Source organism: Periweissella fabaria (assembly GCF_918814575.1).
Classification (GTDB): Bacteria; Bacillota; Bacilli; order Lactobacillales; family Lactobacillaceae; genus Periweissella; species Periweissella fabaria.
This window is the reverse complement of record NZ_CAKKNS010000006.1, coordinates 76,851-92,125: the sequence shown is the minus strand read 5'-3', so window position 1 is coordinate 92,125 and position 15,275 is coordinate 76,851. Positions and strand designations below refer to the sequence as shown.

The window sequence follows — 15,275 nt, the reverse complement described above, 5'->3', positions numbered from 1 at the left end:
GATGCGAGTCGGTTTATATGCAAATAATAGTATGCGTTCACAACGAGTTGTTAAGAATCTAACTATGGCATTGACTAAAATGGATTTAACCATTGATAACGATCATCCAGATGTATTAATTAGCATCGGTGGTGATGGCACGTTACTAGGTGCTTTTCAAAAATATCAAGATCAATTAGGGACGATTCGATTTGTTGGCTTGCATACCGGCCATCTTGGCTTTTATACTGACTGGCGTGAATATGAAATTGACGATTTAATTGCCTCACTTGTTAATGACAAGCAAGAACGAGTTGAATATCCGATATTAGAAACGACCGTAACATATGCTGATGGCTCAAAAGAAGTTAAGTTGGCACTTAATGAAAGTATGGTCAAACGAGTTTCAGGTACAGTTGTTGCCGATGTCTATCTTGGTGATCAATGGTTTGAACGTTTTCGTGGTGATGGGATGGCAATTAGTACACCTACCGGATCGACGGCATATAATAAAGCGATTGGTGGGGCGGTCTTACATCCTAGCTTAGCAGCATTACAGTTAGCGGAACTGGCTTCAATTAACAATCAAGTCTATCGGACGTTGGGTTCACCGCTAGTCACCGCTCCTGATGAAATAATAAAAATTATTCCTCAAGATGCTGATGGGTTGATATTAACCTATGATCAAGAGTTAATTAATTCACATGCGGTTAAAGAAATAAGTTATCGGATTGCACCACATCGAATTGCGTTTGCTGAATATCGCCACATGCAGTTTTGGCGGCGGGTGAATGAATCATTCATCGGTCATTTAAAGGAATAGAAGTAATAGGAAAAATTTAATGGAATTTACATGGAAAAAAGATAACGATATTGAGCAAAAAGTTAAATCCTTTTTGGGGACACATGGTGTTAGTCATCGGATGTTTTCACAAATTAAACATAATGGTGGTGATATTTTAATTAACGGTGTTCACGGTCGAACAGTTGATTTTTTAAAAAATGGCGATGAAGTAACCATTATTATGCCACCTGAAGTTGATAACGATGTTGTTGCGACAAGTTATGGGGAATTAGATGTGGTCTATGAAGACCGTAATTTTTTAATTGTTAATAAACCAGCCGGGATGACAACGGTCCCTGGGCGTGCGGATCGTGAAGATACGTTAGTAAATCGGGTTAAAGGATACTTAAAGCAACAAGGTGCTACTGATTTAGTACCACACGTTGTAACACGCCTTGATCGCTTTACTTCTGGATTGGTGTTAATTGCCAAGCACCGTTTTGCGCACGCCATGATGGATAAACAATTACAGGCGCATACGATGAATAAGCAGTATTATGCGGTCGTTTTAGGTGTTTTACCTGAAGAACATGCGATGATTGATGCCCCAATTGGCCGGATGGATGATGACTTTATTCGTCGTGAAGTCCGTGAAGATGGCCGTGCATCGCAAACTGAATATTGGGTGGAAGGTCGGACGCCGGAAGCTACACTTGCCCGTATTCAACTGCATACGGGCCGGACACACCAAATTCGCGTGCATTTTAGCCATTTAGGCTATCCATTACTTGGTGATGATGTTTATGGTGGTCCTCTTGATCGTGGAATTACCCGCCAAGCATTACACGCTTTTTATTTGAGTTTTGAAGATCCTTTTACAAATCAACCATTAGAATTTAAAGCACCATTACCTGCTGATATGCAGGATTTATTAATAAATAAGTAGCACATATATTGATTAAATAAAATGAATATTAAATTATTTTTGTTTTTTAAAAATAATTCTTTTAAATTTTATAAATCACCATTAAAATAAGGTAACAGTCATAAAAAGGAGAATAGTATTTTGGTCGTTACGCGAGAAAAATACAAAGTTAGACTTTATCTGTCCGAACTATTTGGTGAAGAAATTGAGGTTACTGGCGTTTATCGAGTGATTGATAAACAAAAGCGAATTTTAGTTGAAGATGTTCATGATAGTAATGGACAGTTCATTTCAACGCATTTGTGGTTAAAAACCAATCCAGAATTTTATCACTATTTAGTAGGGATGAAACTTCAACGCGGTTCTAAAATTCAACTACGCGGCTTTGTAGGCACATATAAACGAAGATATAAAGATGATAATGGTCATATTAGATCAACTAATTCAGATGAATATACGCTAAAAAAAATAACGTTAATTGCCAGCACCGTTACTGAAGATGGTGAACAATTTATTCGTCCAGAAGATTTATATTTCTATTCAGTTATTGCAGTGAATAACGGTGATGAATTTGAATTAGGAAAGTTACAAAAACATTCGGATGCGGTTGGTTATGCTCGCCAAGCACGAAAAAAGGGGCGCGTTAAAGTGCGCCCATCAAATGGAGAGACACGCTTTAAAGCATGGCTTGGTCGGATACGTCGAGTGCATGCTTAATGTGGTGACTCAATAAAATTAATTTTGCAATTATTATTAAATCAGTATCTAAATAAAAACGAGATGCCATAGGCATCTCGTTTTTATTTAGATACTTTATTTTGAAATGTTAGTAGTAGTTGTTCAACAAATGTTTTAATTTGCCCTTGAGCAGCCGTATCAGGGTATAAATTAAGTTTTAAGTTATTGGTACCTTGAATAGCCTCTGTGGCGCCTAAAGCACTTGAAAAGGCGTCAACGGCTACACAATAATCATCACCATAAAATACATCACCAGACCCTGCAACACCATAAACGGTCTCTGGAAGCTTAATTAGCGCTAAATCATCATAAAAATCTAGCCCTTCTTCTGGTAAAGCGCCTTGATCGTAGGTGTAGGGTACGAGGACAACTAAATCAAATTCACGTAATATTTGCACATCACACAGCGAAATTTCTTTTTTAGTCACATTGATGTTATTTTGTTGAAAATTCGAAATAATCAAATCAGCCACTGCTTCATTGTTTCCAGTTAGGGTTGCATATACCACTAATGCATTTGTCATAAAAGCCTCGCTTGTTTTTAATTGTTTGTTCGTTGTTGTCGATAGTTAGCTAGTTGCGAACTTAAAAGATACTCAGTTTGTGCCAAGTCTGCTTGATTTTTAGCACCCACAAGAGCGTATAGTTCATGCAATTGTCTTTGCCAAGTTAGAATTTCATTTGTCAAACCAACTTCTTTTTTAGTTAGCAACGTATGTAAGAAATGGCCAGCGACACCGGTCATTTTAGCACCCATAATTTGGGTTTTTAAAATATCTAAGGGGTTATTGATGCCCCCCGTTGCAAAAAGGGTGATATCAGTGTTACTGAGTTGACCTTCAATTAAAGATTCCAAGGTTGTTTGACCCCAATCAAGCATGAAGTCATAGTCAGTGTCATGATTACGTTGATTTTCAATAGCCGCAAAATTAGTACCACCACGGCCACCAACATTAACATATTGAACGCCAATCGCTGCTAATTTAGCAAGCGTTTGTTGACTAATCCCAAAGCCGACTTCTTTGACGATGACTGGTACGTTAACGGTCCTAACGATTTCAGCAATGTCTTCAAGCCAATTAAAGTTACGGTCACCTTCAGGCATAACGATTTCTTGTGCCACGTTGATATGAATTTCTAACGCATTAGCATTAATTAAGTCAATCGCAAACTGTGCATCTTGGGCAGTTTTACCAGCTCCTAGATTAGCAAAAATAAAGCCATCAGGATTTACTTTTCGAACAATTTCAAAAGATTCATAAGAACTTTTATCTTTAAGGGTAATTGATTGACTACCCACGGCCATAGCAACTTGGGTTTCCTTAGCGACTTGGGCAAGTTGGCCATTAATTTGGCCAGTTCGGAATGAACCACCGGTCATTGCTTCAATATAGAAGGGCATTGGCAGCTTGAAATCAGCTAAGTTGACACTAATATCTGTATCAGCAACGGCGAGTTCAGGTAACCCATCATGGATTATTCGTAGGTCAGCAAAGTTTTCTTTGCTACCAGCTTTACGAATATTGGCTTCCGTAATGGCTAAGTGTTCGTCTTTACGATGCGCATGTGCAGATTCCATAACTATTCCTCACTTTCGAGCAAAACGGTTGGACTAACGTAAGGTTGTAAATTTAGTGGTGTAATACCAGCTGCTTGCCAACTTGCAATAATTTGTTCTCGGTTTGCATCTGGGGTAATTAATGTAAATCCATTATCACCAAAGCCAGCCCCGGATGTCTTGGCCGCACCACCTAGATTAGTAGCAATTTCAATTAAAGTTCTAAGTAGGGGTGTTTCAATTTCAATATCGGTTTGTTCACTTAAAATTAACAAAAATTCCCGATTTAAAGCAATTCCCCGGTTAATGACATCAAAATCAGTCGTTAACAAACCATTTAAAAGCATCGAAACGGCCGCATTTGAACCAGCTAAAAATTCACGATATATCGTATCGTCAGTATATGAAGCTGCTTTTTTTAGTAAATTTTTGGTTTTAGCAGGTGAACCAGTCCACCCAACTAATAACTCTAAATTGAGTGGCGTTGGAATAGATTGAATGTTTAATTCAGGCCATTCCATATCAACTAACGAACTATCTAGTAAATTAGTTGTTTTAGTGGCAAACCAGGTGCGATCTGGTGAATTATATGAAATCCACCCAGTATAGACACTTGTGGCAATATCACCTAATGAACCATTTCCTTGAACATGAAAATGGGCCAAAGCTGCTAACTTATAAATTTCGAGTGCTTGGAGACTCCGGTGGTGAAATGCTAAAATTGCTTTTACAACGGCGACAGTTACGGCTGCTGAGCTACCGAGGCCAAGTTTAATACCATTAGTATGATCAAGTTGGCTGTCAATAACGAGACTAAAATCTTCAAATAACCAGTCATTTTTTTGAAAATAGTTAAAAGTAATTTGAAGAGCAGCAGCAATAAATTCTAATTGAGGATCAACTTGGAGCATTAATTGATTGTTAACCCGTGTCCAATTAATAATGGCATCCGGTAATTGCGTTGAGCGAATTTCACCAACTGTGCTGGGATTGATATCAGCAAAAACAAACTTGTCGACAGCGACTAAGATTGCTGATTGGCCAGGTTCAACGACAGCATATTCGCCACCGATATAGAGTTTGCCAGGTACGTTGATTTGCATATTTTATTCCTTATTTATAAATAACTAATTCCCGGACCAGGTTTTGCAACTTCAACCGTGGCATTGGGGAAATCTTTTTTGATAGCCTCACAAATAACTTGTGTTGCTGTACTTTGCGAAATGATCTTAACATTTGGACCGGCATCCATTGTTGCATAAGCCTGAATACCTTGGTGGCGGAGATTTTGGACGAGATTTAAAATATTAAGGGTATCGCCATTAAAGTACGTGAACGCAGGTTTTGCGGTGAAATTCAAACTATGCATTTGTAAAGCATTATGTTCGGCTAATTCACCAAGTGTTTGAAAATCATTATTTGCGATGGCTTGTTTCATAGTAACCAGGTCAACTTCAGATTCGGCAACCCACGTGTCATAAAAAGGTGATGTAGCAATCGCGTGTTGCATACCTTGGCGACTACCAATTTTTTTAACCGAACCATCCAGGACGACAGTTAACATCTGAATATCCATTGTAACATTTTCTTGAATTGGATGGGCATATGATGTTAAATCATCTTCTCCCGCAATCCATTCGGCAAAACCACCAAAGATTGACCGTGAAGCTGAACCAGATCCGCGGCGAGCTAAGCGCGAGAGAGCTTGACGATCAAGGTTAAGACCAGCGGCTTTACTACTTGCGGCAGCCAGAGCAGCAAAACCACTGGCTGATGATGCTAAGCCAGCTGCTGTTGGGACATGGTTAGTACTTTCAATACGGGCAAAGGTATTAATACCCGCCATTTGCCGAACTATATCTAAAAATGTACTTGTTTTAAGAAGTGTATGGTCGGTAATTGGTTGGCCATTTAAGGTAAGCTCATCGTGGGATAAGTTTGAATTAAAAACGACAGCCGTATCGGTATAAAATTGGTCAAGTGTTAATGAAAGACTACTAGTCGTTGGAATAATTAATTCCGGATTTTTTTTACCCCAATATTTGATTAAAGCGATATTTGTATGTGCTCGTGCCGTGACTTTTTTATTCATTGATAAGGTGCTCCATGTTTGTTTGGCTAGCAAGTGGACTAATCCAATATTCTTGTGCCCCAACTTCACTGAGGGCTTCTGCGATATGTTGGGCATCCGTTAAGTTTTTGGCTAAGGCGATGATACTGCCACCAATTCCTGAACCAGTCAACTTTGCACCTAAGGCATTTTTTTCAATGGCAGTTTTAACTAATGTTTCAAGGTGCGGATGTGAAACACCAAGTGTGCGTAGATGAGAGTGTGCTTTGGTCATTAATTGGCCTAAGCACACTAAATCACCAGTTTGTAAGGCGATTTTTGCGGCGGCAGCTGCTTCACCCAAATCAGAAATTAAGCGGCGTGTTTTAGAAGGCTCCTCATCAAACAAATGCCGGACAGCACTTACAGCAAGTCCTGTTTGGCCCATAATACCAGTATCTGAAATAACAAGATATCCTGGAACATCGATTTTAAAAGGGGTAACTTCTTGATTTTTAATGAAGAAAATCGGATCCTCAGAACTACTGGTGGCCGTATCAATACCACTTGGGGAACCATGTGTAATGGATTCTTCAATATTGGCCATCTTTAAAAGAGTTTTACGATCCAAGGGTTCTTCAAACAATTCATAAAATGCGCGAATGACAGCAATTGAAGTCGCAGCAGATGAACCCATGCCACGTTCTTGAGGAATTTGACTATTAAGAGTTAATTCAAAGCCCAAGTCAGGGTTATTGAATTTTCCAAGTAAAAAAACAATTAATTGCCGTACGCCTTCATAGGCACCGGCTAAATCAGAAAGGCTACCGTTATAATAGCGACTTTTAATTAATTGTTGGTGATCGTGTCGAAGAATAATTGTGACAATCATATTGATGTTTAAAAGTGGAATTGCAATGGCTGGTTCTCCGTAAACAACCGAATGCTCTCCCATTAAAATAGCTTTGGCATGACTTTGCCCAAGTGCTTTAGTTAACATAAATTAAGGTCTTCTTTCATTCCTCTGAGTTATATAAAAAGAGGCTATTTTACATATTTATTATTTACTATAGAAATAATCCTAGATTATTTTATCGCATATCCGCAAAACTAACCACTTTTTGTGGAACCTTTCGCCCAAGTTTCGTGTTTTTTTTGATAAAATGTATTTATAATTATACATTAGTATTGAACATTCAGGATGGAGAGGCAGTGTTTTGTTATTAGAAAATCAAAAATTTGCCGTTGTTGACATTGAAACAACTGGCACCAATATAAAAGACGGCGCCCGAATTATTCAAATTGGGGCAGTTATCGTGCAAAACAATAAAATTATTCAAACTTTTGCCACTAATATCAATCCTGAAGCGGCGATTCCCCCCGCCGTTATCCAATTAACAGGAATTACCAATGAAGATGTTGTCAATGCACCACTCTTTAAAGATATTGCCCAAACATTGTGGCATTTTTTAAGTGATACCATTTTCGTTGCACATAATATTAATTTTGACTTACCGTTTTTAATTGCTGAATTTAAAAGAGTGGGGTTACCAACGCTTGAAATTGAAGGAATTGATACGGTTCCATTGGCACAAATTTTATATCCAACCGCTCCTGGATATCGACTAGCTGATTTAAGCCAATATTTGGCAATTAAGCATTTACAACCGCATCGGGCTGATTCTGATGCCCAAGCCACGGCGCGGTTATTTATGGATTTATGGCAAGTTGCGAAAGATTTACCATTGTTGACTTTGCAAACCTTACAAAAATTTGCCAATATTTTACCACGACAAACAAGTGCTTTTTTTGATGCAATTGTCGCTGAACGGGAACAAAGTACAAGTCAATTAGCACCGCATCTAGTGATTGCTAATGATTTGGTACTCACAAAAGTAAGTTCTAGCATACCTAAACGGGTCCAACCAAAACGCTATCCAAATACACAACGGGCCAAAGAGCAACTATTTCAAGGTGCCATTGAGTATCGTGGTGAACAAGCCAAATTTATGAATTTGATTTACAATAATTTCGCTCACCCAAATAGTTCCGCAATGATGTTAGAAGCACCAACCGGGATGGGTAAAACGCTCGGATATTTATTACCGTTTGCATATTTAAGTCAAACTGGCCGTAAGACCGTTATTTCGGTACCAACATTTTTATTACAAGAACAAGTAATCCGCGTTATTGAAGAAAAGTTATCCCCAATGCTTCCATTCAAGGTGCATGCGGTTATGTTAAAAGGCCGGCAATATTATTTGGATTTAACTAAATTTCGCCAAATTTTATTTAGTAAGGCGCCTAATTATGCCGATCAGTTTTTAAAAATGCGGATCATAGTTTGGCTGACGATGACGACAACGGGGGATTTAGATGAGATTCAAATTGGGAATCCCAATACTTTTTTCCGCCAACAAATAGCTTACACAACTAAAAATGACGTTAATGAATTTGGCGAATTGGCCTTTCATGAACGGCAACAAATAGCGATTAAAATAGCGGATATCTTAGTAGTTAATCATGCTTTTTTAATTCAACATGCTGATGAATTTAGTGAAAAACCATTTTTAGTAGTCGATGAAGCGCACCAGTTAGCACCAAGTGTTTTGAATGTCTCCCGTAATCAATTTTCATTTGCAACGGCTTTAAAAAGTATTACGCAGATTCAAAGCATGTTACTAAATAATCATGCACGTGATATTTTTGATATTTTCCGTGGTAGTATGGCCAATGACGAATTATTAAAGAAAATAAGTAGCGCCTCACAAGGAATTGCTGAAAATTTAAATCAATTATTGATGTTGTTATACCGGCATTTTTTATTAAATGTGCAATTAGTTACGACAACGTTAGGCTTTGAGAAGCGGGTTAGCTCTCAAGGGATGGTAACATTTTTTGAACAACATGCAGATTTGATTACACGATTACAAAATGATGTGACAGATTTGAAGTTGGCTTTGGCGGGATTAAATAATGTTTTTGAAACCGAGAATCAACGTTGGTTAGTTAATGACTTTGAACAAATGACGGCCTTTCAAGCGGAAGCTAATCAACTTGAACAACAGCTTGAAATGTTCTGGCAATTACATGCGCAAGTCCTAAGTAATCCGGATAAAGGGGTCTTCTGGTTAAACAGTAATTCCCAAAATCAATCAACTAATTTACTGTTAAGTAGTTCATTAATTAATACGGAAGCATTTTTTACTGATAAAATATATCCATTTTTCCAATCGCCAATTTTTGTGGGGGCAACATTATTTAGCTCAGCACGTTCACAATATGTTTTTGATCAGCTAAATTTAGCTAAAGAAGATGTTAAGGTTAAGCGCTTTGCGGATAATTTTCTGTATGAAAATCAAGCAGAGTTAGTGCTGGTTAGTGATGCGCCTGATCCTCGGCAAACAAATCAGTTTATGTATAGTGATTACTTAGCACGCCAAGTTCAACAGTTATTAACGGGTGTTTCAAAAAAAGCATTAATCCTATTTAATTCCTTAACGACGATTGAACAAGTTACCAAGCATTTACATGCAATGCCAGAATTACATCATTTTACGATTCTAGCGCAAGGTGTTAGTGGCTCAAACAGTAAGATTTTACGCAAATTTAAGGATGAAGAACACGTTATTTTATTAGGTAGTGGTAGTTTTTGGGAAGGCGTTGATATCCCTAGTGAAGATGTTGAATTACTTGTTATCACGCGGTTACCGTTTGAAAATCCGGATACACCTTTAGTGCAAGCACAAAATGATTGGCTTGAACAACAACATCGTAATCCGTTTTATAATTTAAGTCTCCCCAAGGCAATTTTAAGATTGCGGCAAGGCATTGGACGAATTTTACGAACACCAAATGCGATTGGGATGGTGATAATTTTAGATTCACGGATTGTTAATAAAAAATATGGGAAAACCATTATCAATTCATTACCCAAAAAATTACCGATTACGACGATTACAAGTGCCCAGATTAAGGCAACAGCTGCCGATTTTTTTAAGCGCACACTCAAATAAACTACAAAAATCACATAAGGAGTGAGCAAATGGCAAAAACACTTTTATTAATTGATGGTAATAGCCTCGCTTTTCGGGCATTTTATGCGATGCATTCGCAATTGGAACGCATGAAAAATCAAGACGGTTTGCACACCAATGCGTTAGTTGCATTTAATAATTTTTTAGATACGCTAGTTGATCCGATGCAACCAGATTATTGTCTTGTTGCATGGGATGCTGGTAAAACCACATTTCGAACGGAAAAACTCGATTCTTATAAAGGTAGTCGGCAATCAACGCCGCCAGAACTCGTAGAACAGTTTCCATATTTAAGACAACTAGTTGAATTACATGGAATCACCTCTTACGAATTACCGGGGTATGAAGCGGATGATATTATTGGCACAATTGCCAAAGCGGGTGCACAAGAAGGTTTAGCGGTAACGATTGTTACTGGTGACCGCGATTTATTACAGTTAGTTGATGAAAATATAACGGTCCTAGTAACTAAAAAAGGGGTTACTGAATTAGAAACATTTGATCCAGCTGCAGTTATTGAAAAATATGATGGTTTAACAGCTGCACAAGTTGTTGATATGAAGGCCCTCACCGGTGATACTGCTGATAATTATCCAGGGGTTACTAAAATTGGTCCGGTAACAGCTATTAAGTTACTTAAGGAATGGCAAACGCTTGAAAATCTATACGATAATGTTGAATCTTTGAAAAAATCAAAAATGAAAGATAATTTGATTAATGATCGTGAACAAGCATTTATGTCACAAGATTTAGCACGAATTCGGACGGATGTAGCTTTACCGATTGGCATTGCAGATATTAATTATCGGGGTGCTGATTACGAAGGGATTGTGCCCTTTTATCAAATGCTTAATTTTAAGCAACAACTTGCGAAATTACATGCAGCTGGTTACGGTAAGGAAGCTAATGAAGCCACGCAAAATAATCCGGCAATTAAAATGCAAGTGATTACTGAAGCTAACTTAGCTCAAGTGGCAGCGCTTGAAGGTGAAATAAGCTTTTACTTAGAGACAACATCACCAAACTATCATATTAGCGAAATGGTCGGCTTTGCGATTGGTAATGCAACCCAAGGATACTTTGTTGCTCGGAGTGTTGATTGGTTATTAACGCCTGTTTTAAGTAACTTATTAACCAGTCCAGCAATTAAGAAAAACGTCTACAATGCTAAAGCCGCACTAGTTTTGTTAAATCGCTTAGGTATTAAACTCGTGAATGTTGCCACTGATATTATCTTGGCGGCATATTTACTTGACACTAATACTAATGTTGATGATATTGATGAATTAGCGCAGCAATTTGATTATTACGATGTTGAAAGTGATGAAGCGATTTACGGTAAAGGCGCGAAATTTGCGATTCCAACCGATGATGATATTTTGTTTAAGCATTTAGTTAATAAAGTGCATGCAATTGATCAATTAGCACCGAAAGTAACCGCTAAATTGATTGAACATGAGCAATTACCATTGTATGAATCAATTGAATTACCATTGACACATGTGTTAGCGGCGATGGAAATTACGGGGATTACCGTTGACACTGAACAATTACGGGCACAAGGTAGTAAATTAGTTGAACGACTAAGTGAACTAGAACAAGCTATATATCGACAAGTTGGCGAAGAATTTAACATTCAATCCCCAAAGCAATTAGGCGAAATTTTATTTGAAAAAATGAAATTACCAGTTATTAAAAAGACTAAGACCGGTTATTCAACAGCGGTTGATGTTTTAGAAAAATTAGCTCCTGAAGCACCAATCGTGGAAGATATTTTACAATATCGGCAAGTCGCAAAATTACAACAAACATATATTGAAGGTCTATTAAAAGTCGTTCATAGTACAGATTCCAAAATTCATACCCGGTATATGCAAACATTAACGCAAACGGGACGGTTATCATCAGTTGATCCTAACTTACAAAATATTCCAATTCGTTTAGAAGAAGGGCGTAAAATTCGCCAAGCATTTGTCCCAAGTCATCCTGATTGGCAAATTTTTGGGGCTGACTATTCACAAATTGAACTACGTGTATTGGCACATATTACAGGGGATGAGCATCTACAAGCCGCGTTTAAAGAAGATGATGACATCCATGCCGCAACGGCTCGGCGGATTTTTGGTTTAAGTAAAGATGAACCAGTTGATGGTAATATGCGGCGTAAAGCCAAGGCTGTTAACTTTGGGATTGTTTATGGAATTTCTGATTTTGGTTTAAGTCAAAGTATCGGGGTATCACGGCCAGAAGCTAAAAAAATGATTGAAACATATTTTGAACAATACCCCGGTGTTGATGCATGGCTCAAAAGTGTTGTTGCCGAAGCTAAGTTGAATGGTTATGTCGAAACGTTGTCAAAACGGCGGCGTTATTTACCAGAAATAAATGCAAAATCATTTAATTTACGTAGTTTTGCGGAACGAACGGCAATGAATACACCAATTCAAGGTTCAGCAGCAGATATTATTAAATTGGCAATGATTAATATGCAAACAGCACTACAAGAACATGGTTTACAAGCTAAAATGTTATTACAAGTTCATGATGAATTGATTTTTGAAGCACCAACGAGTGAAATTGCGACATTGGAAGCCTTAGTACCCAAAATTATGGATTCGGCCGTAACATTAGATGTACCATTAAAAGTTGAAAGCCACTATGGTCCAACGTGGTTTGACGCTAAATAAATTAAAATAATGAGGATTAAGTAAGTATGCCAGAATTACCTGAAGTCGAAACTGTACGACGCGGACTATTACGCTTAGTTCAAAATCGACAAATTAAAGCGGTTGAGTTATTGTGGCCTAAGACAATTGAAGGCGACGTTGCAACGATTCTTAAAACGATGGTTAATCGTACTATTGAAGATATCGATCGGCGTGGAAAATTTTTACTTTTTCGTTTAAGTGGTGATTATACGTTAGTAAGTCACTTACGGATGGAAGGTAAGTACAACACGGTTCCAGCTGGGACTCCTCCAGAAAAACACGTGTGCGTAGTATTTCATTTAGACCAGGCCACTGATTTGTGGTACCTAGATACACGTAAGTTTGGGCGGATGCAATTTGTACCAACGGGAATGGAAAACCAATTGGTACCGGGGATTAAAAAAATGGGTCCAGAACCAACTGAGAGTGATTTAACCACGGATTATTTAGCTGAAATTATGGCTAAATCTCGAAAAATTATTAAACCATTTTTACTTGATCAAAGTAATTTAGCAGGTTTGGGTAATATTTATGTTGATGAAGTATTGTGGCAAAGTAAGATTCATCCAGAACAACCAGTCAATACAGTTACCTTAGCTGAAATTACCGTTTTACGGACTAATATTATTAGTGAAATAAAACGAGCAATCGAGCATCACGGGACAACCGTACACTCATATACCAATGCGTTTGGTGAGGCGGGCGCTTTTCAAAATGAGTTACAAGCATATGGCCGCAAAGGTGAACCATGTTTGCGTTGTGGCACATTGATGGAAAAAATGAAAGTGGCTCAACGTGGCACGACTTATTGTCCACAATGCCAACAAATTCATGCATAAACTCAAAGAAGGTAAGTAATGAAAATTATAGGTCTGACGGGTGGTATTGCGACTGGCAAATCTACAGTGAGTAAGTATTTAGCCCAACGTGGGATTCCAATCGTTGATGCTGATTTAATTGCCCGAGAAGTTGTCCGTCCAGAGTATGCATTGTTAACAGAATTAGTGGCCCAATTTGGCTCAAAAATTTTACTACCGAGTGGCCAATTAAACCGCAAGGCACTTGGTGAAATTGTATTTAATGATGCTGCGGCGCTTAAAAAATTAAATGTGTTAATGGATCCAGCAATTCGCACTGCGATTTTACAACAGTTAGAGCAATTACGTGCTGCTGGTCAACCAATAGTCTGTCTTGATGCGCCAACGTTATTTGAGGCTCATTATCAAAAAAGTGTTGATTATGTCGTTGTGGTATATGTTGCACCAGACATTCAATTGGCACGCTTAGTATTACGCGATAAAATTTCGGTAGCAGCAGCCACTAAACGGATTCAATCCCAAATAAGCATTGAAGATAAACGTAATCGGGCCGATTATGTCATTGATAATCAAGGTGATTTAGCGCAAACATATCGCCAAGTTGACGAGCTACTAACGATTGTCAACAGTTTGTCATAGTAAAGTTAATTTTGATGTGGTATCATAATCTAATATATTTAGTTAATTGACAATTTTATTGGAGGATATGCGTAATGGTGAAACGCGGCATGTTAATCGTCTTATCTGGACCATCTGGTGTAGGTAAGGGGACTGTCCGTAAGGCAATTTTTGAACAAGGTGGTAATGATTTTGTTTATTCAGTATCAATGACCACACGTCAACCACGTGAGGGCGAAGTAAACGGTGAAGACTACTACTTTGTTACAAAGGCAGAATTTGAGGCTGAGATTGCCAATGGTGGCATGTTAGAATATGCACAATATGTTGACAACTATTACGGTACGCCATTAAAATACATTAACCAAACGCTCGATGAAGGTTATGACGTCTTTTTAGAAATTGAAGTTCAAGGAGCGATGCAAGTTCGCGAAAAGATGCCTGATGGGGTTTACATCTTCTTAACGCCACCTGATTTGAAAGAATTAAAAAACCGATTAGTTGGTCGAGGAACTGATTCGATTGAAGTAATTGATAAGCGTATTGAAACGGCAATTACGGAAATTAAAATGATGCAAAATTATGATTATGCGGTTGTAAATGATGAAGTGCCTTTAGCCGTTGAACGGATTAAGGATATTATCCGTGCTGAACACTTGAGTGTTAACCGCGTAATGCCAGAGTACACAGAAATGATTGGAGAATTAGAACGATGATTTTATACCCATCTGTTGATAAATTATTAGAAAATGTTGATTCACGTTACAAGTTGATTTCATTGGCTTCAAAGCGAGCTCATGAACTTGAAGCTGGTGCTAAACCAACACTTGAACGTTTTGACTCAGTTAAGTCAATTGGACAAGCTCTTGAAGAAATCGAAGCTGGTGATGTAATTATTGAACCAGGAACGGATGCAATTGCTGAAGCCGCTAAATTACGTAAAAATAACTTTAAGTAAGTTAAGATGTGTGTAGATTATTATGTGCTGTAAAACCTGATGGTTAGAATTGCGTAATAATAACACTAATTAGCGAAGCAGCTTGGAAATTTAATTTTCCAA

Annotated in this window: 14 protein-coding genes; 9 read left to right on the top strand and 5 right to left on the bottom strand. The window is 37.9% G+C overall.

The features are described from left to right. Window position 1 precedes the first annotated feature (1 nt). The 3 genes from LQZ75_RS07095 (at window position 2) to LQZ75_RS07085 (ending at window position 2,405) form a co-directional block, all read left to right on the top strand. Window positions 2-802: an NAD kinase gene (locus LQZ75_RS07095; protein ID WP_230097142.1), complete on the top strand. Its 801-nt coding sequence runs from the start codon at window positions 2-4 to the stop codon at window positions 800-802. Window positions 803-821: 19 nt separating this feature from the next. Further along, on the top strand, window positions 822-1,709 hold the full coding sequence (locus tag LQZ75_RS07090; protein ID WP_230097141.1) for an RluA family pseudouridine synthase: 888 nt from the start codon (window positions 822-824) through the stop codon (window positions 1,707-1,709). Window positions 1,710-1,829: 120 nt separating this feature from the next. Next, window positions 1,830-2,405 (top strand): hypothetical protein, encoded by a 576-nt coding sequence (locus LQZ75_RS07085; RefSeq protein ID WP_230097140.1) that lies wholly within the window; start codon window positions 1,830-1,832, stop codon window positions 2,403-2,405. Window positions 2,406-2,488: 83 nt separating this feature from the next. Here the strand turns inward: LQZ75_RS07085 and LQZ75_RS07080 are convergent, their stop codons facing one another. Genes LQZ75_RS07080 through mvk form a run of 5 tightly spaced genes read right to left on the bottom strand, consistent with a single transcriptional unit; the run spans window position 2,489 to window position 7,034 of the window. Next, window positions 2,489-2,950 (bottom strand): flavodoxin domain-containing protein, encoded by a 462-nt coding sequence (locus tag LQZ75_RS07080; RefSeq protein WP_230097139.1) that lies wholly within the window; start codon window positions 2,948-2,950, stop codon window positions 2,489-2,491. Between the two features lie 17 nt (window positions 2,951-2,967). Then, window positions 2,968-4,005, bottom strand: coding sequence for a type 2 isopentenyl-diphosphate Delta-isomerase (gene fni / locus LQZ75_RS07075; RefSeq protein WP_230097138.1), 1,038 nt, complete (start codon window positions 4,003-4,005; stop codon window positions 2,968-2,970). A gap of 2 nt (window positions 4,006-4,007) precedes the next feature. After that, window positions 4,008-5,087, bottom strand: coding sequence for a phosphomevalonate kinase (locus tag LQZ75_RS07070; protein ID WP_230097137.1), 1,080 nt, complete (start codon window positions 5,085-5,087; stop codon window positions 4,008-4,010). A gap of 14 nt (window positions 5,088-5,101) precedes the next feature. After that, complete coding sequence (gene mvaD / locus LQZ75_RS07065) at window positions 5,102-6,076, bottom strand: diphosphomevalonate decarboxylase (RefSeq protein WP_230097136.1); 975 nt, start codon at window positions 6,074-6,076, stop codon at window positions 5,102-5,104. Beyond that, complete coding sequence (gene mvk / locus LQZ75_RS07060; protein WP_230097135.1) at window positions 6,069-7,034, bottom strand: mevalonate kinase; 966 nt, start codon at window positions 7,032-7,034, stop codon at window positions 6,069-6,071. The genes mvaD and mvk overlap by 8 nt, the downstream gene beginning before the upstream one ends. A 217-nt stretch (window positions 7,035-7,251) precedes the next feature. On the opposite strand from mvk, the gene LQZ75_RS07055 reads away from it, so the two are divergent. The 6 genes from LQZ75_RS07055 (at window position 7,252) to rpoZ (ending at window position 15,173) form a co-directional block, all read left to right on the top strand. Further along, window positions 7,252-10,050 carry a helicase C-terminal domain-containing protein gene (locus LQZ75_RS07055; protein ID WP_230097134.1) on the top strand — a complete coding sequence of 933 codons (2,799 nt, stop codon included), beginning with the start codon at window positions 7,252-7,254 and terminating at the stop codon, window positions 10,048-10,050. A 29-nt stretch (window positions 10,051-10,079) separates the two neighbouring features. After that, window positions 10,080-12,758, top strand: coding sequence for a DNA polymerase I (gene polA, locus LQZ75_RS07050; RefSeq protein ID WP_230097133.1), 2,679 nt, complete (start codon window positions 10,080-10,082; stop codon window positions 12,756-12,758). A gap of 26 nt (window positions 12,759-12,784) precedes the next feature. Beyond that, the gene (mutM, locus tag LQZ75_RS07045) at window positions 12,785-13,618 is read left to right on the top strand and encodes a bifunctional DNA-formamidopyrimidine glycosylase/DNA-(apurinic or apyrimidinic site) lyase (RefSeq protein WP_230097132.1); all 834 of its coding nucleotides are present in this window, start codon (window positions 12,785-12,787) and stop codon (window positions 13,616-13,618) included. 18 nt (window positions 13,619-13,636) lie between these two features. Further along, a complete protein-coding gene (gene coaE, locus LQZ75_RS07040; RefSeq protein WP_230097131.1) occupies window positions 13,637-14,236 on the top strand; it encodes a dephospho-CoA kinase in 600 nt (199 codons plus the stop codon). A 74-nt stretch (window positions 14,237-14,310) separates the two neighbouring features. Then, window positions 14,311-14,931 carry a guanylate kinase gene (gmk, locus tag LQZ75_RS07035; RefSeq protein ID WP_230097130.1) on the top strand — a complete coding sequence of 207 codons (621 nt, stop codon included), beginning with the start codon at window positions 14,311-14,313 and terminating at the stop codon, window positions 14,929-14,931. Continuing rightward, window positions 14,928-15,173 (top strand): DNA-directed RNA polymerase subunit omega, encoded by a 246-nt coding sequence (rpoZ, locus tag LQZ75_RS07030; protein WP_230097129.1) that lies wholly within the window; start codon window positions 14,928-14,930, stop codon window positions 15,171-15,173. The genes gmk and rpoZ overlap by 4 nt, the downstream gene beginning before the upstream one ends. The last annotated feature ends 102 nt before the right edge of the window (window positions 15,174-15,275 follow it).

Coding starts and splice junctions, on each gene's coding strand:
- LQZ75_RS07080 (WP_230097139.1), bottom strand. CDS start 2,950: ATGACAAATGCATTAGTGGTATATGCAACCCTAACTGGAAACAATGAA.
- mutM (WP_230097132.1), top strand. CDS start 12,785: ATGCCAGAATTACCTGAAGTCGAAACTGTACGACGCGGACTATTACGC.
- mvk (WP_230097135.1), bottom strand. CDS start 7,034: ATGTTAACTAAAGCACTTGGGCAAAGTCATGCCAAAGCTATTTTAATG.
- LQZ75_RS07090 (WP_230097141.1), top strand. CDS start 822: ATGGAATTTACATGGAAAAAAGATAACGATATTGAGCAAAAAGTTAAA.
- polA (WP_230097133.1), top strand. CDS start 10,080: ATGGCAAAAACACTTTTATTAATTGATGGTAATAGCCTCGCTTTTCGG.
- fni (WP_230097138.1), bottom strand. CDS start 4,005: ATGGAATCTGCACATGCGCATCGTAAAGACGAACACTTAGCCATTACG.
- LQZ75_RS07070 (WP_230097137.1), bottom strand. CDS start 5,087: ATGCAAATCAACGTACCTGGCAAACTCTATATCGGTGGCGAATATGCT.
- coaE (WP_230097131.1), top strand. CDS start 13,637: ATGAAAATTATAGGTCTGACGGGTGGTATTGCGACTGGCAAATCTACA.
- gmk (WP_230097130.1), top strand. CDS start 14,311: ATGGTGAAACGCGGCATGTTAATCGTCTTATCTGGACCATCTGGTGTA.
- LQZ75_RS07095 (WP_230097142.1), top strand. CDS start 2: ATGCGAGTCGGTTTATATGCAAATAATAGTATGCGTTCACAACGAGTT.
- rpoZ (WP_230097129.1), top strand. CDS start 14,928: ATGATTTTATACCCATCTGTTGATAAATTATTAGAAAATGTTGATTCA.
- mvaD (WP_230097136.1), bottom strand. CDS start 6,076: ATGAATAAAAAAGTCACGGCACGAGCACATACAAATATCGCTTTAATC.